The sequence below is a fragment of the Nonomuraea sp. NPDC049625 genome (genome assembly GCF_040675285.1).
In the GTDB taxonomy this organism is placed as follows: domain Bacteria; phylum Actinomycetota; class Actinomycetes; order Streptosporangiales; family Streptosporangiaceae; genus Nonomuraea; species Nonomuraea angiospora_A.
In genome coordinates, this window is the sequence record NZ_JBFAOQ010000037.1 from 20,752 (window position 1) to 43,249 (window position 22,498).

At 71.8% G+C, this 22,498-nt stretch carries 16 protein-coding genes and 1 pseudogene; 5 read left to right on the forward strand and 12 right to left on the reverse strand.

The window, feature by feature from the left end:
- Positions 1-36: 36 nt before the first annotated feature.
- Positions 37-1,797, forward strand: a complete 1,761-nt coding sequence (locus tag AB0J87_RS62590; RefSeq protein WP_363985291.1) for a GAF domain-containing protein — start codon at positions 37-39, stop codon at positions 1,795-1,797.
- A gap of 42 nt (positions 1,798-1,839) precedes the next feature.
- Here the strand turns inward: AB0J87_RS62590 and AB0J87_RS62595 are convergent, their stop codons facing one another.
- Both AB0J87_RS62595 and AB0J87_RS62600 read right to left on the reverse strand, forming a co-directional pair.
- A complete protein-coding gene (locus AB0J87_RS62595) occupies positions 1,840-3,129 on the reverse strand; it encodes a glycoside hydrolase family 30 beta sandwich domain-containing protein (protein ID WP_363985293.1) in 1,290 nt (429 codons plus the stop codon).
- A 321-nt stretch (positions 3,130-3,450) separates the two neighbouring features.
- A complete protein-coding gene (locus AB0J87_RS62600; RefSeq protein WP_363985295.1) occupies positions 3,451-4,071 on the reverse strand; it encodes a TetR family transcriptional regulator in 621 nt (206 codons plus the stop codon).
- A gap of 106 nt (positions 4,072-4,177) precedes the next feature.
- Here AB0J87_RS62600 and AB0J87_RS62605 point away from each other — a divergent pair, with 106 nt between their 5' ends.
- A complete protein-coding gene (locus AB0J87_RS62605; RefSeq protein WP_363985297.1) occupies positions 4,178-5,140 on the forward strand; it encodes an aldo/keto reductase in 963 nt (320 codons plus the stop codon).
- A 129-nt stretch (positions 5,141-5,269) separates the two neighbouring features.
- On the opposite strand, the gene AB0J87_RS62610 is transcribed toward AB0J87_RS62605, so the two are convergent.
- The 4 genes from AB0J87_RS62610 to AB0J87_RS62625 all read right to left on the reverse strand — a co-directional run bounded on the left by AB0J87_RS62610 (position 5,270) and on the right by AB0J87_RS62625 (position 9,240).
- On the reverse strand, positions 5,270-6,532 hold the full coding sequence (locus AB0J87_RS62610; RefSeq protein WP_363985299.1) for an alpha/beta fold hydrolase: 1,263 nt from the start codon (positions 6,530-6,532) through the stop codon (positions 5,270-5,272).
- A 27-nt stretch (positions 6,533-6,559) separates the two neighbouring features.
- Complete coding sequence (locus tag AB0J87_RS62615; protein WP_363985301.1) at positions 6,560-7,603, reverse strand: aldo/keto reductase; 1,044 nt, start codon at positions 7,601-7,603, stop codon at positions 6,560-6,562.
- Positions 7,603-8,493 carry an alpha/beta hydrolase gene (locus AB0J87_RS62620; RefSeq protein WP_363985303.1) on the reverse strand — a complete coding sequence of 297 codons (891 nt, stop codon included), beginning with the start codon at positions 8,491-8,493 and terminating at the stop codon, positions 7,603-7,605. The genes AB0J87_RS62615 and AB0J87_RS62620 overlap by 1 nt, the downstream gene beginning before the upstream one ends.
- Positions 8,494-8,634: 141 nt before the next feature.
- Positions 8,635-9,240, reverse strand: coding sequence for a response regulator transcription factor (locus AB0J87_RS62625; RefSeq protein WP_355211647.1), 606 nt, complete (start codon positions 9,238-9,240; stop codon positions 8,635-8,637).
- A gap of 60 nt (positions 9,241-9,300) precedes the next feature.
- Between AB0J87_RS62625 and AB0J87_RS62630 the strand changes: the two genes are divergently transcribed.
- Positions 9,301-11,181 carry a histidine kinase gene (locus AB0J87_RS62630; RefSeq protein ID WP_363985305.1) on the forward strand — a complete coding sequence of 627 codons (1,881 nt, stop codon included), beginning with the start codon at positions 9,301-9,303 and terminating at the stop codon, positions 11,179-11,181.
- 22 nt (positions 11,182-11,203) lie between these two features.
- Here the strand turns inward: AB0J87_RS62630 and AB0J87_RS62635 are convergent.
- The 3 genes and pseudogenes from AB0J87_RS62635 to AB0J87_RS62645 all read right to left on the reverse strand — a co-directional run.
- A pseudogene (locus AB0J87_RS62635) lies at positions 11,204-11,473 on the reverse strand (winged helix-turn-helix domain-containing protein); the annotation flags it as partial.
- Positions 11,474-11,732: 259 nt separating this feature from the next.
- Complete coding sequence (locus tag AB0J87_RS62640; RefSeq protein WP_363985307.1) at positions 11,733-12,173, reverse strand: DUF1232 domain-containing protein; 441 nt, start codon at positions 12,171-12,173, stop codon at positions 11,733-11,735.
- Positions 12,170-12,760: a Chromate resistance protein ChrB gene (locus AB0J87_RS62645; protein ID WP_363985309.1), complete on the reverse strand. Its 591-nt coding sequence runs from the start codon at positions 12,758-12,760 to the stop codon at positions 12,170-12,172. The genes AB0J87_RS62640 and AB0J87_RS62645 overlap by 4 nt, the downstream gene beginning before the upstream one ends.
- A gap of 275 nt (positions 12,761-13,035) precedes the next feature.
- Between AB0J87_RS62645 and AB0J87_RS62650 the strand changes: the two genes are divergently transcribed.
- Complete coding sequence (locus AB0J87_RS62650; RefSeq protein ID WP_363985311.1) at positions 13,036-16,434, forward strand: serine/threonine-protein kinase; 3,399 nt, start codon at positions 13,036-13,038, stop codon at positions 16,432-16,434.
- Here the strand turns inward: AB0J87_RS62650 and AB0J87_RS62655 are convergent.
- Together AB0J87_RS62655 and AB0J87_RS62660 are read right to left on the reverse strand one after the other, a co-directional pair.
- Positions 16,395-17,786: a M20/M25/M40 family metallo-hydrolase gene (locus AB0J87_RS62655; protein WP_363985313.1), complete on the reverse strand. Its 1,392-nt coding sequence runs from the start codon at positions 17,784-17,786 to the stop codon at positions 16,395-16,397. The genes AB0J87_RS62650 and AB0J87_RS62655 overlap by 40 nt on opposite strands.
- Complete coding sequence (locus AB0J87_RS62660) at positions 17,776-18,945, reverse strand: MFS transporter (protein ID WP_363985315.1); 1,170 nt, start codon at positions 18,943-18,945, stop codon at positions 17,776-17,778. The genes AB0J87_RS62655 and AB0J87_RS62660 overlap by 11 nt, the downstream gene beginning before the upstream one ends.
- A gap of 94 nt (positions 18,946-19,039) precedes the next feature.
- Here AB0J87_RS62660 and AB0J87_RS62665 point away from each other — a divergent pair, with 94 nt between their 5' ends.
- Positions 19,040-21,835: an AAA family ATPase gene (locus tag AB0J87_RS62665; RefSeq protein ID WP_363985317.1), complete on the forward strand. Its 2,796-nt coding sequence runs from the start codon at positions 19,040-19,042 to the stop codon at positions 21,833-21,835.
- Positions 21,836-21,856: 21 nt separating this feature from the next.
- On the opposite strand, the gene AB0J87_RS62670 is transcribed toward AB0J87_RS62665, so the two are convergent.
- Positions 21,857-22,474: a CGNR zinc finger domain-containing protein gene (locus AB0J87_RS62670; protein ID WP_363985319.1), complete on the reverse strand. Its 618-nt coding sequence runs from the start codon at positions 22,472-22,474 to the stop codon at positions 21,857-21,859.
- Positions 22,475-22,498: the final 24 nt, after the last annotated feature.

Below are 22,498 nucleotides of genomic sequence, written 5' to 3' on the forward strand. Positions count from 1 at the left end.
TTTCCGACATGAAGTGTTGCGCTGTACATTCACGGCATGGACGGCGGAGATGCCATGGAGCTGCGCAGCTGGCTGGCGGCGGTCAGCGCCCTGACGGCGGCGGTCAACGCCGGCAGGGGGCTGCGGGACGTCCTCGACCTCGTCGCCGCGACCGCCCGGGAGCTGCTCGGGCTCGACTTCTGCGGCGTGCTCGTGCCGGACCCCGCGGAGCGGAACCTCGTGATCGCCGGCTGGAGCGGGCTCACCGAGGATTATGTCGCCCGGGTCAACTCCGACCGGCCGGTCCGGCTGGAGGCCGACGCGTCCGGCGGCGCCCCGTCCAGCCGGGCGTACCGGTCGGGCCGGCCGTGCGCGGTCGCCGACATCTCCCTCGAGCCCGACTTCATCTGGGGCGGCGTCGCCCGCGAGCAGGGCTACCGGTCCATGCTGTCGGTCCCCCTGGTCACCGCCTCCGGCGTGATCGGCACCTTGAACAGCTATCGCTCGGCCGTGCACGAGTTCGGCCCCGAGGAGATCGACCGGTTGCAGTTGCTCGCCGAGCACGCGGCCCTCGCCATCACCTCGGCACGGGTGCTGGACGATCTGCGCGACCAGCGCGACCTCGTGATGCGCTCGGAGAAGATCCACGAACGCCTGCTGCGCGTCGCCGTACGCGCGGGCGGGGTCGAGGGCATCGCCGGCGCCCTGCACGATCTTCTCGGCGCTCCCGTGCTGGTCCGGGACGTACGCGGCGAGGTCCTCGCCCAGGCCGGAGGTCCGCCCGATCTCCCTGCTGATGCCGGTTACGGCCGGCGCGCCGACGGGGGCGGGCTCGTCCGCGAGCAGGGCCCGCACGTCGTCGCCGACGTCGTCCTCGAAGGGGAGGTGGCCGCCCGGGTCTGGGTTCCCGGCCGGGCCGGCGAGCTCGCACCTCTGGACCGCCGGGCCCTCGAGCACGCCTCCATCGTGCTGTCCCTCGAACTCCTGCGCCGGCGCACCGCCCTTGAGGTCGAGCAGAACCTGCGCGGCGACCTCCTCGCCGACCTCCTCGCCGGCGCCGACCCCATGTCACCCTCCGTACGCGACCGCGCCGGCCTGCTCGGCCACGATCTCGTCCGAGACCATCTCACCCTGGTCGCCCAGGTGACCACGGGCGGGGGCCCGGCTCCGGCGGGCGCCGTCCAGCGCGCGCTGACCGAGGCCGTCGCGCTCGCGTCCGGTGTGCGTCCCCGACCGCTCGTCGCGGTTCACCGCGACGTCATCGTCGCCCTGTGGCCCGTCGTCGCAACCGGCCCCGCGGCGGGCAGACCCGCCGCCGACGCGCTCCGGCGGAGCGTGCGTTCTGCCCGCGGGGTCGACGACGCCACCGTCGCCGTGTCCGACCCGGCCCAGCGCGACCTCCTGAACGCTTACCGCACGGCACGCGGCGCACTCACCGTCGCCGGCCATGCCGGGCGGAGCGGCAGCACGATCACCCTCGACGATCTCGGCGTCGCGGGGCTTCTCCTGCAACTCGGCGATCCCGTGCGGCTGCGGGCATACGCCGACCGTACGCTCGGCGCCCTGCTCAGGTACGACCACGACCACGGAGCCGCGCTGCTGCGGACCCTCCGCACCTACCTCGACTCGGGCATGGACCGCCACCTGACGGCCCGCGCCCTCACCCTGCACCCGAACACCGTGAGCCAGCGCCTTCGCCGCATCGAAGCCCTCACCGGCCTCGACCTCCGCTCGTCCCAGGCAGTGGTCGACGCCCGTGCCGCCCTCATCGTGCTCGACGTGGCAGAAGGAACCGACGCCGCGCACGACCGGGTGTGAGCCTGTCTCCCGGCTTGGCGTCGGTCCCGCCGATCGTCCGGGTCACGCGGTCACGAAGGTCATCACGCTTCGAGCGGGAAGCGTGACGGTGAAGGAACCGTTCGACACGCTGGTCGTGCCCTGGGGTGCGACGTTCCTGCCCGCGTCGGTCAGCCAGGAGGAGACCCTGGACGCGGTGCTGTTCCTCAGGGTGAACTGCTGGCTCACCGCGGAGGTCCCCTTGTTGACGGCGACCACGACGATCGTGGAGCTGCCACCCCGGTACGCCGACACGTAGAGGTTCGACGCCGGGCTCGCCGTCGCCTCGATCCGCACATACCCGGGCCGGACGAACCTGGCGAAGTGCGCCATGTTGGCGCCGCGCTTGCTGATCTGGCCGTCCTCACGCATGGGGCCGTAGCCGCGCCGGATGTACCACCAGATGTACGCCTGGAACTCCGCCTCCACCATGGCGCGGTGGAGGTGCTCCCCCACGTCGAGCGCCTGCGGCCACAGGTCCGCCGAATCGGAGCTGTTGGGGTAGTAGACCTCGGTCATCCAGAGTTCTTTGCCCGCGCCCTTCTGCTTGAAGAGGGGATAGGGGAAGTTCGCAAACGATGTGCCGTAGAGGTGCGCCCCGATGATGTCCACGTTGGCGAGCGCCGTGGAGTCGTTGAGGATCGGGTCCGACATGTTCTTCAGGTACTGGAAGGATTCGGGCGCGATGACCCTGGTGCCGATCGAGCCGGCGTTCTCCCGAAGGAACCGCACCATTTCGGTGGGAGTCCACCACGTCCAGTCATGCGCGTAATCGGGCTCGTTCTGCACCGATATGCCGTACAGATTCACCCCGTTGTTCCGCAGGTAGGTGGTGAAGTCGTTCAGGTGCTGGGCGTAGGCGCCGTACATGTCGTATCTGAGGCGCCTGGCGTTGGTCTGACTGCCGCGGACGAAGGTCTCGACCATGCGGGCGGGCGGATTCCACGGCGACGCGATGACGGCCGCCCCGAGCTCGCTCGCGCGCCTGGCCGTCGCCAGATCACGGCCCCAGTCCGCCTGGTTCTCGGGGACGGGGATCCTCAGCACCGAGAACCCCAGCCGGCCCTCGCCGGTGCCGAACGCCGTGTCCCGCTGGGCAGCCGTCAGGTCGCCGATCCAGGCCGTGTGGGTCATGCCGCCGAAGCCCCGTATCGTCTGCCGCTGCACCGACGCATCGATGACCGCGGCGGCGGCAGCCATCGCGGCCGGTGATGCGGCCGTGAGGACCGGCAGGGCCCCCATCGTCGCCAGGACGGCTCTCCGGCTCAGCGATCGCCGCTCGCCGCCGACGGGCTCGTTCCGACCTTGCGTCATGTCTCCTCCTCGTGGCTGTTGGCGCCGAATTCTTTGGGAGCGCTCCCAATTTTTCGGAATGCGCCTCGGCCTGGCATCGGCAGCAAGAGTGTCCAGAGCCGCTGATTTCCCGCGTACGGCCTGCGCTGATTGTTCGCGCTAACATCTCTGCAGGAACGTAAAGCCCTTACTGCGACCCGTCAACCGGCGCGGCGGCACAGCCCCTTCCTGTAGGCGGCAAATTAACTCCTTATCCGCCGCAAATTACGCAGTTTCCGACGGGTGACTTCTGTGAAACTTTCACTTGCGCGGGCAATGCGGCGCGGGCCGCCGGCAGGCACGTCAGCCGGCCGTCGGGGCCTCTGTCCGTTCGCGGGAGGTGGCGGGCGGGAAGAGCGTGGCGACGGCGCGGATGACGGCGGCGCGGCGGGCGGCCGGGCTGGGGTCGGCGGCGGTACGGGGGGCGACGGCGCCGAGTTCGGTCTGGTCGATCCAGGTCATGGCGATCTGGACGACCAGCGCCAGGATGTCGATGGGATCCCAGGCGGGATCGAGATCGCCGTCGGCCTGGGCGGCCCGGATTTTTTCGATCTTGGCGGGGAGCGTGCGCAGGACGGCGCCGGTGTAGGCGGTCTCACTGGGTGCGGCGGCCCGTTCCAGGCGGCCCCAGAGGATGAACCGGTGCCGGTCTGGGTTGGCGGTGAAGTAGTCGAACAGCTGGCCGGCGTAGGAGGGCAGGTCGGCGGGGTCCAGGTGGGCGGCGTCGGCGGCGGCGACGAGTTCGGCGGAGGCGACGTGCTCGTACAGCCCTTCCTTGCTGCGGAAGTAGGCGTAGACGCGTTCCTTGCTGGTGCTGGCGGCCTTGGCGATCCGGTCGACGCGGGCGCCGGCGATCCCGTGCTGGGCGAACTCCGCGCGGGCGGCGGCGATGATCCGGTCGTGGGTGGAATCGGTGCTGGCCATGCCCCAACTGTAGTCAACCGAACCGTTCGGTTTGACCTCGCCGATCCGGCGAGTAGTGTGAGAAGTGTTCATACCAAACGGTTTGGTTTGATTTGGAGGGATCGCTGTGCAGGAGCGCACTCTTGGCCGTCAGGGTCTGGCCGCCTCAGCCATCGGCTTCGGGTCGATGGGCATCTCCTTCGCCTACGGGCCCGCCGACGAGACCGGTGGGGCGGCCTCGATCCAGCGGGCCCACGAGCTGGGCGTCACCCACTTCGACACCGCGGAGCTGTACGGGTGGGGCGAGAACGAGAAGCTGGTCGGCAGGACCGTCGCGGCGTTCCGGGACGAGATCACCATCGCCACCAAGTTCGGGTTCACCCGCGACTACGGCACCGACTCGCGTCCCGAGCACATCCGCGAGGTGCTCGACAACAGCCTGCGCCACCTCGGCGTGGACCACGTGGACGTGCTCTACCAGCACCGGGTCGACCCGAAGGTGCCGATCGAGGACGTCGCCGGGGCCGTCGGGGAGCTGATCGAGGCCGGGAAGGTGAAGTACCTCGGCCTGTCCGAGGCGGGGCCGGAGACGATCCGCAAGGCCCACGCCGTGCAGCCGGTGTCGGTCCTGCAGACCGAGTACTCGCTGTTCGAGCGGGACGTGGAGCAGCTGTTCCCGACGCTGCGGGAGCTGGGGATCGGGTTCGTCGCCTACTCCCCTCTGGGCCGCGGCTTCCTGACCGGCACCGCCCGGCCCGCCGGATCCTACGACCAGGGCGACATGCGCAACCGCGACCTGCGCTGGCAGCCGGGCAACTTCGAGAAGAACGTCGAGGCCGTACGGCAGCTGTCGGAGCTCGCCGCCGGCAAGGGCGCCACCGTCGCCCAGCTCGCTCTGGCGTGGATCCTCGCCCAGGGCGAGGACATCGTGCCGATCCCGGGCACCCGCACCCCCGAGCGAGTGGAGGAGAACACCGCCGCCGCCGACCTCGTCCTCACCCCCGCCGACCTGGACGCCATCGCGGCGATCCTGCCCACCGGCGGCTTCGGCGGCCGCTACGCCGAGGCCTCCCTCCCCACCTGGGTCTGAACCCCTGCCTCCGCAGCCACCCGGGGCCCGCACGGCGTGCGGCACCCCGAGGTGGGCAGCGGCTGCGGGTCCTCGGGTTCTCGCCGCGACGGTGAGCGGCCGGGCAGGCCCGCGGGCACTCGCAGGGCTTCAGCGGGCGGCGAGGCGGGCCCCGACCCAGGCGAGGATGTCGGCCATCGCGCCGTCGTCGATCCCGGTCGCGGCACCGTAGGTGTCGTGCTCCAGGCCGTCGTAGACGCGGTAGGTGACCTGGGTGCCGGTGCCGCGGAGTTCGGCGGCGACCTTGGCGTTGACCGATTCGGGGGTGACGGTGTCCGCGCCGCCCTGCAGGAACAGCACCGGACCTGCGACGCGCTTCCGGCCGACGCTGTTGTCGCGCAGGTATCCGGTGAAGCGCGGGTCGCCGGAGTAGCCCGGCTGGATCAGCGCCGGCCCGGTCAGATCCGCGTACACCGCGGTGGCCACGCCCAGGCAGCCGTTCCTGGCGCCGTCCATGCGGGCCACGGCGACCGGGGTCAGCAGGCGTCCGACGTCGATCGCCGGGTCGCTGTACGCGGCGCCCTGGGCCAGCAGCGGGGCGAATCCGCCGTACGGGACGGTCGTGGCGACGTGGGCGGCCAGGGTGGGCAGGTCGGCGGCGGGCGAGGTGACGACCACGCCCCGGTAGCCCGGCACCGGGCGCGTCAGCTGGCGTTCGGCGAAGGCGAGTGCGGCGCCGCCGCCCTGCGAGTGGCCCCACAGCACCCACTCGCCCGACAGGCCTGGCACCGCCTGGCGCGCGGACCGTAGCGCACCGGCGATGTCCTCCGCCGCGGCGGCCTTGTTCAGCAGTTCCGGACGGCCGGTCGTGCCCAGGCCCGCGTAGTCCGGGGCGACCACCGCGTAGCCCTGCTCCAGGAACCGGACCATCTGGTTGCCGTGGTAGAGGTCGCGCATCAGCGACGGCGCGCAGCCCGCCGCGATGCCGCTGGCACCGTGCGCGTCCACGACCACCTTCCAGCCACCGGCCGGACGCGGGCGGTCCTGCGGCACCAGGACGACGCCGGAGGCCGCCACGTCCCGGCCCCGGGAGGTACGGGAGTGGTACAGCACGCGGACGGCTTCGACCGGCTTGTCCTCCACCACGTAGTCGGAGGTGGTCTCCGCGCGGATCAGGGTCCCGCCCGGTGCCCACGGCAGCGGGTCGGGCGCATCGTAGAAGGCGGTGCGAGGCAGGGCGTTCTGCCGCTGGGCGGCCCAGGCCCAGTCGATCTGGCAGGCCTGGTCGCAGTCGTCGGCGTTCGCGCCGGTGGCAGGCCCGGTGGCCGGCACGGTGGCCAGGACGGCACCGACCGCGGCGGCCAGGGAGAGCCGGCGGACGCCGGTCAGCAGGGCATGACGAACAGACCTCATGGGAGGCTCCTCTTCATTGGGGATCGGTCAGCGGGAACGAACGGAACCTGCCGCGTGGCGGCCGTCGACCTGCTTCCCGCTGGGTCCGTAGACGAAGTCGGCCGTGGTGTCCAGGATGAACTCCATCGGGAAGCCCAGCTCGATCGCGGCGGCCTCCTCCAGCCGCGTCACCGCCTCTCCGGGCAGGTCCAGGTCGATCGCGGCGAGGTTGTCGGTCAGCTGGTCCAGGGTGCGGGCGCCGAGGATCGGGTGGATCCAGGGCCGGTGCGCTCGCGTCCAGGCGATGGCGACCTGCGACGAGGACACGCCGAGTTCGTCGGCCACGGCGTCCACCGTACGGGCGACGGCCAGGTCGCGCTCGGAGACGGTGGCCCGCTCGACCCGGGAGGGACCCTCGGCGCCGCTCTTGGTGAACTTGCCCGACAGGACGCCTCCGGCCAGCGGCGACCACGCGGCCACCGACAGTTCCAGGGCGGCGGCCATGGGCAGCAATTCCCGCTCGATGTCGCGTTTGACGAGGCTGTAGGGCAATTGGAGACCGGCGAACGGGGTCCACCCGCGGAACTCGGCGATGGTGTTCGCCTGGGCGATCAGCCAGGCGGGCGCGTCGGAGATCCCGACGTACAGCACCTTGCCCGCCCGTACGAGGTCGTCGAGGGCCCGCATCGTCTCCTCGACGGGCGTGTTGGGATCCCAGATGTGGACCCACAGGAGGTCGAGGTAGCCGGTGCCCAGCCGCTGCAGGCTGGCCTCGACCGAACGGACCAGGTTCTTGCGGTGGTTGCCGCTGGCGTTGGGGTCGGTGCCGTCCATGGTCAGGGTGTACTTCGTGGCCAGCACGAAGCGGTCGCGGTCGGAGCCGAGCAGCTCTCCGACGATCCGCTCGCTGCTGCCCTCGGTGTACCGGTTGGCGGTGTCGATCACGTTCCCGCCCGCTTCGGCGTAGGCAGTGAACATCTTGCGGCACTCCTCGACGGAGGCGCCCCACCCCCACTCTTGTCCGAAGGTCATCGTTCCCAGGAACAGGTCCGACACCCGCAGACCGGTGCGGCCAAGCAGCCGGTAACGCATCACATGCTCCTGTCGAAGAACGAAACGGTCCAATCAATGGCAGGGATTACGTAACGGTCGTCGTCGTACAACTCGATGTGGTTGCCGGTGTCGAGCAGGAAAAGTTCCTTGGGCTCGGGCGCCGCCGCGAAGGCGGCCTGCGCGTCGGCCACGGGAATGGCCTGGTCGCCGGTGCCGTGCACGATCAGCAGAGGAGCGGAGACCAGCGGCAGGTAGGAGTCGACGTCCAGCGCCAGCTCCTGCAGCACCGACAGCGCGGTGCAGCGGTTCTCCCAGCCGGGCCGGGCCCCTCGCTCCGTCCCGTAGTACTCGAACGGTTCCGGGCCGGGGTTCCCCGCGGGCATGCCTTCGGGGTTGACGGCGGGCCAGTACTCGATCTCGCCGGTGTCGGACTGCCGCTGCGCTATCTGCGCGAACTGGGCCATCAGCGCCGCGAAGTTCTCCGCGCCGAACCGGTCACGGATCAGCTCGGGGTTGTTGTAGGCGGCCGCGATCAACGCGACGGCCTTGACCCGGGGGTCGAACGCGGCGAGCTGCACCGAGTAGATCCCGCCCAGGCACACCCCGCACAGCGCGATCTTGTCGGGGTCGACCTCCGGCCGGGAGGCCAGGAAGCCGACCGCGTTGCGCAGGTCCGAGACCTTCGCTGAGGCGTCCTCGTGCTGACGCGGTTCGCCCTCGCTGTCACCCCAGTTGCGGTGGTCGAAGGCCAGGGCCACATATCCACGCTGCGCGAACCGCTCCGCGTAGTAACCGGTGACCTGGTCCCTCACCCCGGAGAACGGGCCGGTCAGCACCACCGCGCCGCGGCCGGTCCCGGGCTCGGGCAGGTGAAGGTCGCCGGTCAGCCGGTACCCGTCGCTGCCGAACTCGACCTTTTCCATCGACATCAGGAATCTCCTTCGCTCTCACGCAGGCGTCACCTGCGGAGTACGGCGCTTGCCGGAGAGGAGATTTTCAAATCTGGCGGGTCGCTCGATAGCGTGTCCGTCACCTGTTGAGATGTGAATTTTTCATAGCGACGGGCGGCCTCAGATCCAGCCCGCCTCGGTGGCGATTCTGATGGCGTCGACGCGATTGCGAGCGTCCAGTTTCGCCGCCGCGGACGTCAGGTAGTTGCGGACTGTCCCGGGGGTGAGGAAGAGCTGTTCGGCGATCTCCCCAGGGGAGGCGCCCGTGGCCGACAGGCGGAGCACCATCGTCTCCCGCTGCGACATGGGGCTTGCCGACGCCTCCAGCGCCGCAGCCGTGAGCGCCGGGTCCAGCACCCGCCCGCCCGAGGCCACGGTCCTGATCGCACCGGTCAGCTCGGCGTGCCGTACGTCCTTGGGCAGGAACCCCGCCACCTGGGCGGCGAGCGCCCGGCGGAGCTGGCCCGGCCGGTTCAGACCGGTCAGGATGAGCACCCGGCACCCGGGCAGCCGCTCGCGAAGCCGTTCGGCGGCGGTCAGGCCGTCCACCTCGGGCAGGTCGATGTCGAGCACGGCCACGTCCGGCCGGACCTCCAGCGCGGTCGGCACGATGAGCGCGCCAGAGGCGAGCTCCGCGACCACCTGGAGGTCGTCTTCCAAGGACAGCAGTCCCACCAGCGCCGAACGCAGCAGCTCCACGTCCTCGGCGAGCAGAATCCTGATCACGCCGAACAGTATCACCAGGCCTTCCGGCAGCCGGGTGTGGTGCCAGGCAGGTGGTACCGGATGATTGGTCCCACTGATCTCCAGTTTCCCGACGCGGCAGTGAAGGACGACCCGGTGGACGACGAGTTGGACGACACTCGGGATACGCGGCTGCGGTTGGTGCGCGCGATGATGTGGTCCGCCCTCGGACTGATCATGGCCTTCCGGCTGATGGCGGCGTTGGAGGAAGGGCTGGCGTGGCCGGTCGTGCTCGTCACGATGGCTCCCTATCCGCCGCTGGTGGCGTTGCTGGCCGGGCCGCATCGCCTCCGGGTCCGCAACGGCCTGCTGGCGGCGCTGATGATCCTGTACGCCGTGCCGTTCGCCGTCGCGGGCACGCACTGGGAGTGGCTGCCGTGGCCGCTGGCGGTCGCGGTGCTGTGCTCGTTCCGGGGGCGGGTGGCCTGGCCGCTGTTCGGGCTCCTCCTGGTCGCCACGGGCGTGGCCGGATTGTGGGCCGGCGACGACGTGCTGACGACGATCATCAGAACGCTGAAGACCGCCACCAACGGTCTGATCGTCTTCGGCCTGTACGCCCTGACGGTGATGGCTGCCAGGCTCGACGCGGCGCGCGGGGATCTGGCGCGATTGGAGCTGCAGCGGGAACGGCGACGGCTCGGCGGAGAGCTGGGCGCGGTCGTCGGCGAGCACCTGCGAGCGGTCTCGGAGCGGCTCGCGCAAGCCGTCGACGCCGAACCGGACATCGCACGCGACCGTCTCCACGTGGCCGTCGGCACCGCCCGGCAGGCGCTGGCCGACATCCGCGCGACGGCCGCCGGCTACCGCGTCTCGCCCCCTCTGCCGCCGCCGATCGAGTCGCCGAAGGTGGCGCGCCTCATGCTGGCCGCCCTGATCGCCTGCCAGGCCACGCTTCACGCGGTCGTCTCCGTCGTGACCTACCACCGGCCGTGGACCCTGCTCCTGACGGTGCCGTTGATGGCCGCGGCCGGAGCGGTCCAGCTGCTGATGAAGCCGTCACGCAAGCAGATGATCCTTCTCGGCCTGCTGCTGGGTGTCCCCGTCATACCGTTCGGCTACCTGCTCTGGGAGCTCGTCTTCCTCACCTGCCTGTGGCCTTTCTTCCTCGGGCTGGTGCTCACCCGCATGCGTCCGCCGCGCTCCCTGGTCCTCACCGGTGTGGCGGTGGCGCTGTACATCGCGCTCCTCTTCTACCCGCCGCCGCCATCCAACCTGGCGGGGATGGCGGCGAACCTGATATCCCTGACCATCCTCACCTGGGTCTCCTACGGTTTGATCCGGCTGTCGAATCTGGTGGTCCTGCTGCACCAGGCCGAGCGGGACCTGACCCGCGAAGCCCTCATCCAGGAGCGCACCCGGGTCGCCCGCGACCTGCACGACCTGCTGTCCTTCAGCCTGTCGGCGGTGGCGCTCAAGGGAGAGCTGTGCGAGCGGCTGCTGGACATCGACCCGGTACGCGCCCGCGCCGAACTGGCCACGCTGCCCGAACTGGTCGAGCGCGCACGGGCCGAACTGGAATCAGTGGCCCACGCGACCGTGGGGCTGAGCCTTGACCAGGAACTGGCCGCGGCGCACACCGTCCTGGAGACCGCCGGGATACGGACCGTCGCCACCGTCGAGACCGGACCCCTGCCACCCGAGGTGGACACGGCGATGGCCGCGGCATTGCGCGAGGCGGTCACCAACGTCGTACGGCACAGCACCGCCCGAACCTGCACCATCACCATCGTCTCCGTGGGCCACACGGTCCGGCTGCGCGTCGTCAACGACGGAGCCGCCGAAGCCCCGCCCTCAGCCCCGCGACCGGGCCCCGGCGGATCAGGGCTGACCGGCCTGGCCGAACGCACCGGGGGCCGGCTCACCGCCGGATCGCAAAGGGGCGGCCGCTTCGAACTGGTCGCCGAATTCGCCACAGATCCTTAGGGCCGGGAGGAGTGTGCACCGGCTAGGCGATGTGGTAGCCGACTCCGGGCGTCGTCGCGATGACCGGCGGGTCGCCGAGCTTGCGCCGCAGCCGGCCCACCGTCACTGCGACGGTGTTCGTGAACCGGTCGGCGTTCTCGTCCCACACCTGTTCGAGCAGGGTTTCGGCGCTCAGAAAGCCGGGGCTCGTCCGCAGCAGCGCCTCCAGCACGGCGAACTCCTTCACCGAGAGGTCCCGTTGCCGCCCGTCGCGAACGACCGTGCGGCGGACCGGGTCCAGCTCGATCCCGGCCGCGCGCAGCGTCCGGGGCCGCGCGTCGGGCTTGCGGCGGGCCAGGGCGTGCTGGCCCGGATGGTCAACGGGCTGCTCGCGCTGGAACACGCGGCCACCGTACCCGAGCCGGTCGACCTGGACGCGGTGCGGGCCGACCGGGCCGCCGTCTGGGCCGCCCTGGCCGCCGAACACCACGTGCACCTCACCCTGAGCGGCCAACCTGCGGGGAAGGTGCAGGCCATCCCGGGGGCTCTGCAACCCGCCCACGATTGCGCCGTCATTCCGCTTCTTGAGGACCGGTGGCCGCTCTGTCCAGCCCGGTCAGCCGGGCCAGAACGGCGAAGCCGTCGTCGGTGCCGGGCCAGTGCCTGCGTACGGCGGGCAGCCCGGCGCGGCGTACGACAGAGCGCAGGACGGCGGTGACGATGATGGCGTCGTCGGCATAGCCGAGCAGGGGGATGAAGTCGGGCACCAGGTCGATGGGAAGGGCCAGGTACGCCAGCAGCAGCGCCAGCCGGACCCGTACCCCGCGCGGCAGGTCGGGGTCGGCCGCCAGGCGGCGCACCAGGCGCAGCACATCCGGCAGCAGCCGCAACGCCTCACGCAACAGGCCGCCACGGGGCCGGACGATCGCCAGCGCGCCGATCAGCACCACCCAGGCCACCAGCAGCGCCACCACGATCCCGATCAACAGGTCCCAGAACCACGAGCCGGTCATGCCTCATCACCCTCACGCACATCTGACGGTCCGACGCCGATCGGGGCCTCGGCCGCCAGCGCCGCCTGCTCGAAGGCGGCCAGGTCGGCGGACGCCTCCTCGACCGCCGCCCGAGCCGCCGCGCCGGTCGAGGCGGCGAAGTAGTCCCGCGCGTCGATCTTGGCCATCCAGGAGCGGAACCGTTCCAGATCCGCCTCCGACTCCTCGACCTCGGCGTAGGTGGCCCGGCCCCGCTCCCGTTCCATGGCCAGCTCGTCGCGGAAGGCGGGCAGGCGCTCCAGCACCTCGGCGTACTCGGCGTCGCGGGCGGCGTTGAACTCGCCGATGACCTGCCGCTCCTCCGCCGCGTCGGTCAGGGTCAGGCGCAACATGCGGCCCGTGCCGCCCTGCTGGCGCACCCGATCCAGCAACCGCCGCACCTGCCGCAACGTCTGCTCCCGCTCGGGCAGCAGACATACCGACTGCTGCAGATACAACGCCCCCAGCGAACGCAGCTTGCGCCACACCTGCACACGAAGCGTCGGCGCGGCCCCGGCCGTGGACACGCTGACCAGCAACCATCCCGCCTCATCCGTAGGATCCGTCACGCCGCCATGTTACATCCGTAACAAATGGCAGCAAGAGGTGTACATCGCATCGGATGCACACCCGCGCCGTCGCTCCGCCGTCGCCGGGGTCGGCGGGGTCGGCGGTGCGGGTGCTCCTGGTTGTGGGAGGGGCGGTGGTCGTCCCCTTGCCGATGGCGCAGGCTGAGGCTCTGCTCGCGCGTCCTCGGCGCCGTACGAGTGAGCTCTCGTGATCGAACTTTATTCGGGCCGGGCGCATCGAATCCCGCATAGTCACTGACAAACGGGGATGATGTATGGCGACGAAACTGCTGGATGGGGATCCGCAGCGGCTGGGGCAGTACTGGCTGGCAGGGCGGCTGGGCGCGGGCGGCCAGGGGGTCGTCTACGAGGCCTACACGGAGGACGCCCGCCGCGTCGCGATCAAGGTCCTGCACAGCGACCAGGCCGCCCAGTTGGGCAGGGAGATGACGGCCGCGCAGCGGGTTGCCTCGTTCTGCACCGCGCGCGTGCTCGACGCCCAGTTGGAGGGGACTCGCCCGTACATCGTCAGTGAGTACGTCGAAGGGCCGAGCCTGCGTCAGGTCGTCCTCGACGGCCGCCGGTTCGTGGGCGGGGACCTGCACCGGCTGGCCACCGCCATCGCCACCGCCCTGACCGCCGTCCATGAGGCAGGCGTGATCCACCGTGATCTGAAGCCGGACAACGTGCTGCTCGGGCCGGACGGCCCGCGAGTGATCGACTTCGGCATCTCCCGGACGATGGAGATGTCGCTCACCGAGACCGGCCTGGTCTCGGGAACGCCCACGTACATGGCCCCGGAGGTGTTCACCGGGCACCGGGCGGGGGCGCCGGCGGACGTGTTCGCCTGGGCCGGCATCATGATGTTCGCCGCCACCGGCGAGGATCCGTTCCAGGCCGAGAGCCTGGGTGGGGTCATGCACCGCGTGTTGTCCGCCAGCCCGGATCTCAGCGTGCTGCCGGAGTCGCTGCACCCGCTGGTGGCCGCCGCCCTGGCCAAGGATCCGCTCGACCGTCCGACCTCCCGGGAGCTGCTGCTCGGCCTGGTCAGCGGCGGCGGGCAGCTGGATGTCGCCGGGCTGCTCGCCGTGGGCGGCCGCGAGGCCACCCGGATCGCGGTGACGGCCGACGACCCCGCGCTGGGCGCGCTGGCGGAGGAGGCGTACGCGATGCTCGGGCCCGCCGAGCGCGAGATGGTGGCCGAGGTCTTCCTGCGGCTGGTCACCGTGGACGAGCATGGGGAGCTGATCGGACGGCGGGCGGCCCGGGCCGAGCTCCTCCAGGGGAGGGGGCAGCACGAGACGGCGGCGATCAACCGGATTCTGGAGGTGTTCGCGTACCTCCTGGCCACGGGCGGCGAGGAGATCTGGCTGGCGCGGCCGGCCCTGCCGCACGCCTGGCCCAGGTACAGGCACTGGATCGGCAACAACCGCGACGGGCTGGCGGTCCACCGGGAGATCCTCACGGCGGCGCGCCGGTGGGACGGGGCCGGCCGGCGGGACGGCGACCTGTTCCGTGGCAGCAGGCTGGACGACGCCCTGCAGTGGGCGGCCAACTCTCGGCGCGACATCACGCTGGCCCCGGTGGAGCGAGGTTTCCTCCAGGCGAGTGCGGACCTGTCCAGACGCGGCGCCAAGCGTGCCCGGCTGGTGTCGCTCGCCCTCGGCGGGCTGCTGGTGATCTCGCTGGTGGCCGGCGGGCTGGCCGTCCAGCAGGGCCTGGTCGCCGATCGGCGCGCCGAGGAGGTCACCGCGTCGCTCGGCAGGTCGGAGGCGACCCGGCTGGCCGGGCTCGTGCAACAGGTACGCGTCACGGATCCGATGCTGGCGATGCGGCTGAGCGTGGCGGCGTGGAGCCTGGACCGCACGCCGCTCACCAGGGCAGGGCTGATGACGGCGCTCGCGCAGCGCGAGTCGGCGACGTTCACGGGGGTGAGCGCCGGCGACACGGTCCGGGCCCTCGGTGCCGACGGGCGTACCTTGGCCGACGTCAGCCAGGACACCGCCCAGGTGTGGGACGTGCGCACCGGGAAGCGGATCGGTGGGATCAACCGGCTGGGGCTGGCCGGAGACCAGGTGACCGCGGTGGCCCTGGCCCCTTCGGGCCGTACGCTCGTCGTCCTGACGGACAAGCGGATCCGGGCCTGGGAGCTGTCCGGCGGAACGGCCATCGGGACCTGGGTCTTCGATCGCCCGCTCGACCTCGTGAACGGCTGGGCGGAGATCGTCCGCGCGGACGACCGGACGGTGGTGATCCGTGACCCTGACAAGTACCAGCAATGGAACCCGCGGACCGGCGAGCGCACGCGGCTTTCCACGGTCGCCGCGACGGCGAGCGCGGACGGCAGGTGGCAGGCGACGCCGCGGGCGAAGTCGGTGCGCCTGACCGACGTCGAGGACAGGTCCGTCGTGGACATCGGCGTCAAGGACGGCGCCGGCACACAGGGGACCTGGAACCGCGGCGCGGTGACGGTCAGCGGGGACGGGAAGCTGCTCGCCTCGATCACCGGCGAGGAGGTGCAGTTCTGGCGGATGGCCGACGCCCAGTTGCTCACCGCGGTGCCGCTGCTGGGCAACATGGACACTGACGGCGAGCAGCCCCAGGGCGCCTTCGACGGCCGGACGTTCCGCTACCTCGTCGAGGACCGGGTCTTCTCCGTCGACGTCTCCGACCTCTCCGTCACCCCGGCGGACTCTTCGACCAATTTCGGCAGGCTGAGCCCGGACGGGCAGCTCTCGGTGACCCAGACCGGCGACCGGACCCAGCTGCGCGACGTGCGCAGCAACAAGGCGGTGGGCGCCCTGCCCGCCACGGAGGAGGCGTACTTCAGCAAGGACGGCAGGCTGCTGGCCGCGGTGGACCAGGGCACGGTGAAGATCGTGGACGTCGCCACGCGAGCCGTCCTGGGCCAGATCGACCCGGGAGATCTGGAGCCCCACGTGGTGAGCTTCAGCCCGGACGGCACCCGCCTCGCGCTCGTCCTGCGCAGCCCGGACGATGGCCGCGCCGTGCTCAAGTACGCCGCCCAGGTATGGGACTGGAAGGCCAAGCGGAAGCTCTGGAACACGACGCTCCCGGAGACGAACGACGTGGCCTTCTCTCCCGATGGCAGGCGGCTGGCTCTCGCCGGTGCCGGCCAGCGCCTGCTCGACGCCGCCACCGGACGGCCGGTGACCGGGCCCTTCAGCGCCAGCGGAAGGGACACCGTCGGCCGCCGGATCTTCTTCCTCCACAAGGGCGACGGCGTGGTGGTCCTGGACTCCCGAGGCCGCCTGACGCTGTGGGACACCGCCGGCAAGCGCCTCGGGCCGGTCGTCCGCGACAAGTCCGGCGATCTGTCGATCGCCGCCTACTCCCCGCGTGACGACGTCGTCGCGGTCGGCGCGACGGACGGCAGGGTGCGGTTGTTCGATCCGGTCACGGGAACGAGCCTCGGTACGCTGCGCGACTTCGGGGGAGGCCGGGATTCGGAGATGGGGCAGCTCCAGTCGATCGCCTTCACGGCTGACGGGGCCGGCGTCGTCACCCTTGATCTCAACGGGGTGGCGCGGACGCACGTCGTCGAGCCTGCCGGCGTCATCCGGGCGATCTGCCGGCGGGCGGGCGGCTCCCTCACCACCGCTGAATGGAGGGCCTACGTCCCGGACCTTCCATACCGCGACAGCTGCTCTTGAGCGCGGGAGCCCCAGTCCGCGAGTTCGGTGAGCAGGAATGCCTCGGCGAGGCAGGCGCGTTCGAAGTCGGCCAGGTGCAGGTTCTCGTCGGTGCCGTGGGCGCGGGCGGCTGGGTCGCCTCCGGGGCTCGTGATGAGGACGGCGGCTTTCGGGTACGCGGCGGCGAATTCCGCGACGAAGGGGATGGCGCCGCCGCCTCCGAGATCGACCACGTCGGCGTCGAAGGCCCGCTGATAGGCGCGGCGTGCCGCGTCGAAGGCCGGACCCCGGGTGTCGACCGCACAGGGCTGCGCGATCTCCGCCTCGGTGACCTCGACCTGCGCGCCCCAGGGTGCGTGGTCGCGGAGGTGCCTGGCCAGTGCGGCGCGGGCCCGTACCGCGTCGTCGCCCGGCGCGATGCGCAGGCTCACCTTGGCTCGGGCGGATGCGGTGAGGGCGTTGGCGGCTCCGGATACGGCGGGCGCGTCGATGGCCAGGACGGTCGCCGCGGGTCCGGTCCAGACCCGTTCGGGGATGCCGCCCGAGCCGAGCAGCCTGACGCCGTCGAGCACGCCCGCCTCGGCCCGGAACCGTTCCGCGGGGTAGCCCGTCCGCGGCGGGCTGCCGGTGACCAGGCCGTCCACCGCGACGTGGCCGTCCTCGTCGTGGAGGGTGGCGAGCAGGCGGCACAGCGTGGTGAGCGCGTCGGGAGCGGCCCCGCCGTACGTGCCGGAATGCACGCTCTCGGCCAGCGTCCGCACCTCGACGACGCAGTTGGCCATGCCGCGCAACGTGGTGGTGAACGAAGGGACGCCGACGTCGATGTTCTCCGAGTCGGCGAGCACGATCACGTCGGCGGCGAGCCTTTCACGGTGCCGGTCGAGGAAGGCGCCGAGCGTCGGGGAGCCGATCTCCTCCTCTCCTTCGACGATGACGACGACTCCGACCGGCGGACGCCCGCCGTGCGCGCGCAACGCGGCCAGGTGGGTGGCGATTCCCGCCTTGTCGTCGGCGGATCCGCGGCCGTACAGCCGCCCGCCGCTTTCGCGCGGCTCGAACGGCCTGCTCGACCACAGGGCCGGATCGCCGGCGGGCTGCACGTCGTAGTGGGCGTACAGCAGCACGGTGGGACGGCCGGGTGGTGCGGGACAACGGGCGAGGACCACCGGCCGGCCGCCGGGGACGTCGTCCAGGATCTCCACCTCCTGCGCGGCGCCGGAGCGGAAGAGCTGTGCCGTCAGCTCCGCGCAACGGCGCACGTCCTCGGCAGCGGCCGGGTCGGCGCTCACCGAGGGGATGCGGATGAGGGCTTCGAGGTCGGCTCGTACGCCCGGCAGCGCCTTCTGCACGGCGCGCCGCAGGTCATCGCTCATTGATGGGTTTCCTTTCCGATCGGGTGTCGAGCCAGGAGGGAAGAACGGCGAGAGCCAGCACCGCGGCGATCAGCGCGAAGCCCGCCGGATATCCCGCGGGCCCGGCCACGAGTCCGAACCCGACGGCGCCGATCCCCATCCCGCCGTCGTAGGCGAGGTTCCACAGCGCGCTCACCCGGCCGAACGCGGAGGAGGAGGACCGCGCGAGCATCAGCACCAGGGTGACGTTCTGGGCGGCGCCGAACCCGGCGCCGAAGAGCGCCGCCCCCGCGATCACCGCGTAGGGGTTGTCGAGCCAGACGATCCCGGCCATCCCGATGACCGCGGCGAACACGGCCGGCATCAGCAGGACGGACTGGCCGTGGCGGTCGCCGTATCGGCCGGCCGCCCACCGTGCGAGCGGCATCGCGCAGGAGTGTGCGAGCAGCGCCGTCGCGGCCGTCCCCGCTGAGCCGGCGGGGACGGCCAGCGGCAGGAACGTCAGCAGCACGCCGGCCGCCGGCGTGATCGTCGCGAAGACGATGGCGGGCCGGGCGAGGCCGGCGTGGCGCAGAGCGCGAAGGACGCCCCCATGCTGCTCGACCGGCGCCGCCCTCGCGGGCAGCCCGGGAATCCCGATGAGCGCGAGCAGCGCCAGCCCCGTCCCCGCGAGGAAGACCGGCCCGTAGCCGATGAGCGGAACCAGCCACAAGCCGGTCGGCAGCCCCAGGATCGCGGGGATCCCGACGGCCACGCCGTACGCGCCCAGCGCCTCGCCCCGGCGCTCGGCCGGGGCCAGCTCGGCCACCATGGCGGGGCCCACCACGACCACGATGGCCAGGCCGGCCCCGCGCGCCAGGCTCGTGGCCAGCACCATCGGCAACGCGGAGGACAGGACCAGCAGGGCCGGGGGAACGCCGAGGAGGAGGACGCCCAGCGCCATGCCGACGCGGTAGCCGTACCGGGCCAGCAACGCCGGCATGGCCAGTTCCATGAGCACCGTCGCCAGCATGGTGACGCCGGTGGAGAACCCGGCGCCCATATCCCCCGAACCACCTGACGCCGCGTACAGCGGAACGATCGGAACAAGCAGGTAGAAGCTCGTCATCGCAGCGACCGAGGTCATCCCCAGGATGACCATCGGACGGCTGAGCAGCGGTTGCACACCGGTCTGGATCACCGGGCCAGCCTCGCCAGAACGGCCGCCGAACACATCGGGCGAATGCCCTATCCGCCATCCCTAGGTTTCATCCCGATCTGAGAGCCTGTGTCCCATGGTCTTCGTAGGCAGGGACGCGGAGCTGGCCGCTCTGGACGCGGCCTACGCGCATGCCCGGGAAGGCTCTCCCGCCACCGTGCTGCTCGGCGGCGAAGCCGGGGTGGGCAAGTCCCGGCTGATCGCCGAGTTCACGGCGCCGCTGGCTGGAGAGGCGTGGCTGCTGTCGGGAGACTGCCCCCAGGTGGGCGAGAACGGCCTGGTGTTCGCGCCGTTCACCGCCATGCTGCGCCGCCTGCTGCGCGAGATCGGCGCGGACGGCTTCCTCCGCCTCCTGCCCCGTGGCGAGCCCGGTGAGCTGGGCAGGCTGCTGCCGCTCCTGGGCCGGCCCGCCGGTGACGGCGATCCCGCCCTGACGCAGGCGCGGCTCTTCGAAGAGTTCCTCACCCTGTTCGAGAACCTCGCCGAGGACCGGCCCTTGGTGATCGTCGCCGAGGACGCGCACTGGAGCGATCGCTCAAGCCGGGAGCTGCTCGACTTCCTCATCAGGAACCAGCAGGCGGCCGCGGCGTTCCTCCTGGTCGTGACCTACCGGAGCGACCACCTGCACCGGACGCATCCGCTCCGCCCCGTGCTGGCCGAATGGGATCGCCGGCCGTGGACGACCCGGATGGAGCTCGGCCGGCTCAGCAGGGGCGAGGTGGTCCGGCAGCTTCGCGGCCTGCTCGGCGGCGAGCCGGCCCCCGCGGTCATCGAGGACGTCGTCCGGCGCAGCGAGGGCAATCCGCTGTTCGTCGAGGCGCTGTCGGCCCGGGCGGGCGCGCCGGTGCCCGCGTCCATTCGCGACCTGCTGATCACCCCGCTCGACCGGCTGCCGCGGGAAACCCGCCGGGTGGTCCACGCCGCGGCCGTCGGCGGCGCCCGGGTCGGCCACGCGCTGCTGCGCACCATCACGGGGCTGGACGACGCCGGCCTCGCCGACGCGCTGCGCCCCGCGGTGAGCGCGAACCTCCTGCTGATCGAGGAGGAGGTGTACGCGTTCCGTCACACGCTGATCCAGGAGGTGCTCTACGAGGACGTGCTTCCCGGGGAACGCGGGCACCTTCACGTACGCTATGCCGAAGCCCTGGAGACGGACCCGGAGCTCGCCCCGCTGGGCCGGGCGGCGTACGAGTCCGCCCTGCACTGGCACGCCGCCAAGCGCCATCCGGCCAGGACGCTGGCGGCCGCCCGCCGCGCCGCCGCCGAGGCCGCGGCGTCCCTGGCGCACGCGGAACACCTGCACATGCTGCTTCGCGTGCTGGAGCTGTGGGATCAGGCGCCCGATCCGGCCACCTCCAAGGCCGGCGTGCTCGACGAAGCGATACGCGCCGCCATCGCCGCGGGCGAGAACTCGACCGCCGTCCAGCTGGTCGAGGCAGCGCTCCCGGCCGAGGTCGATCCCGCGCGTGCCGGCTGGCTGATCGCCCACCGCGGCGAACTGCGCCACCTCCTCGGCCTGCCGGGCGACCTGGACGACCTACGCGAAGCCGCCCGGCTCACACCGGACGGGCATCCGGCACGCGCGACCGTACTCAATCTGCTCGCCAATCGCCTCCTCACGGTCCCGCTGGAAGAGGAAGGCCGCGTCGCCGCCCGTGAGGCGCGGGAAGCGGCGCAGGCCGCGGGCGATGCCAGGGCTGAGGTCATGGCCACCGTCAACCTGACGTACGCGCGGGCACGCGCGGGCGACCTCGACGCCCAGCTGCCTCACCTGATCACCGCCCAGGCGACGGCCCGCCGCATCGGTGACGAGGGCGCGCTTTTGCACGCTTATCGCTGTGAGGCCGACGTCCTGCAGGGTGCCGGCAGGTACGCCGAAGCGGCCGAGGCGGCCCGCCGGGGACTCGCCGCCGCCACGCGGGCGGGTCTCGCCCGCACCGCGGGCCCGACCCACGCGGGCAACCTCGCGGAGGCGCTGATCGCGCTGGGCCGGTGGGACGAGGCCACCGAGATCGTCGAACACGCCCTGCGGATCACCCCGACACCCAGCCTTCGCGCGTACCTGATGGTGCTGACCGGCACGATCGCGCTGGCCAGAGGCGACCTCGCAGGCGCCGAGCACGCCGCGACCCACGCCCGCGAGGTCTTCACCAGAGGCACGTCCTATGCCCAGGACCACCTCCTGCTGGTGCGCCTGGAAGTGGATCTGCTCAGAGCGCAGGGGCGCACGGCCGACGCCGCGCGACTCGTGGAGGCGGCGCTGAGCAGCGGAAGAACGAGCCCGCGCTACCTGTGGCCGGTGATCGAGGCGGGCGCGTCCCTGCCCGTACCCGGCCTGGCCGAGGCCGCGGCCGCGTTGCCGGTGATCGGGCCCGTCCAGGAGGCCCACCGCCTCGCCCGCACCGCCGCGACCGGACAGCCTGACCTTTGGGCCCGCGTCGCGGCCGCGTGGAGAGATCTTCGCCAGCCGTACCCCCAGGCTCTGGCCCTGCTGCGGGCCGCGGAACACGCCGCGGAGACGGGAGACCGCTCCGCTGCCTCCTCCCATCTGACCGACGCCTCCCGTGAGGCGGGCCGCCTGCGGGCAGAGCCCCTGCGTGCCCGGATCGAACGGCTGGCGCGCCTGGCCCGGATCCCCCTCGCCGTGCAGGTCGGAACCGAGCCGGCCGAGGAGCGCGAATTCGGCCTCACGCCGCGCGAGCGGGACGTGCTGCGCCTGGTCGCCGACGGCCGTACCAATCGGCAGATCGCCGAGGAGCTGTTCATCTCGGTCAAGACGGCGGGCGCGCACGTGAGCAACATCCTCGCCAAGCTCGGCGTACGCAGCCGCGTCCAAGCCGCCACGGCCGCCCACCGGCACGAGTTGATCTAGTTCTTCTGAAGGCGTAGGCGGTCAGGTCCCGGGCAGGTCTCGGGCGGCCGTGGCGCTGTGACGCTGGTAGTGGCGTGCCGCCCGGGCGCGGTTGCCGCAGGACGGCTTGCACCACTCCTGCCGCCCGTGGCTCTTGACGAAGTAGCGTACGCAGCGCGGCGCGTTGCAGGAGCGCAACTGCTCACGCTGCGGACCGCTCAGAAAATCGATGGCGGCCCGCGCCAGGCCGGCGATCAGCCGGACGCCGGCGTCGCGCTCGCCCGACAACACTGCCGTACGAGGTGTCCCGCCCTCGGGCCAGTCAAGTTGCGGGACGATCGCCTCACGGGCGGCCGCCGCGTTGAGGTGCGCCAGCGCCAGCTCGGCGGGCATCAGCCGATGGGCGTCGGCCCGGCTGGGCGGCGCCGGGCTGACTGCCCGCGCGAACAGCGCCCGCACGGCCCGGCGCAACTCGACGATCTCGCTCCTGAGCTCCTCGTCCATCGTCAGCCCCGCAAGGTCGACGTGGCCGGCCAGCAGCTCGGCCTGCTGGTGGATCCAGCGGGTCGCACTCTGCAAGGTCGCCAGGTCGTCGGCGACACCGCCGTCGCCGTCGTGACGGATCGTGCTCGCCAGTTCCAGGGCCGGCCAGCGCTCCACTCGAACCTCCCGGTTGCTTGCGTC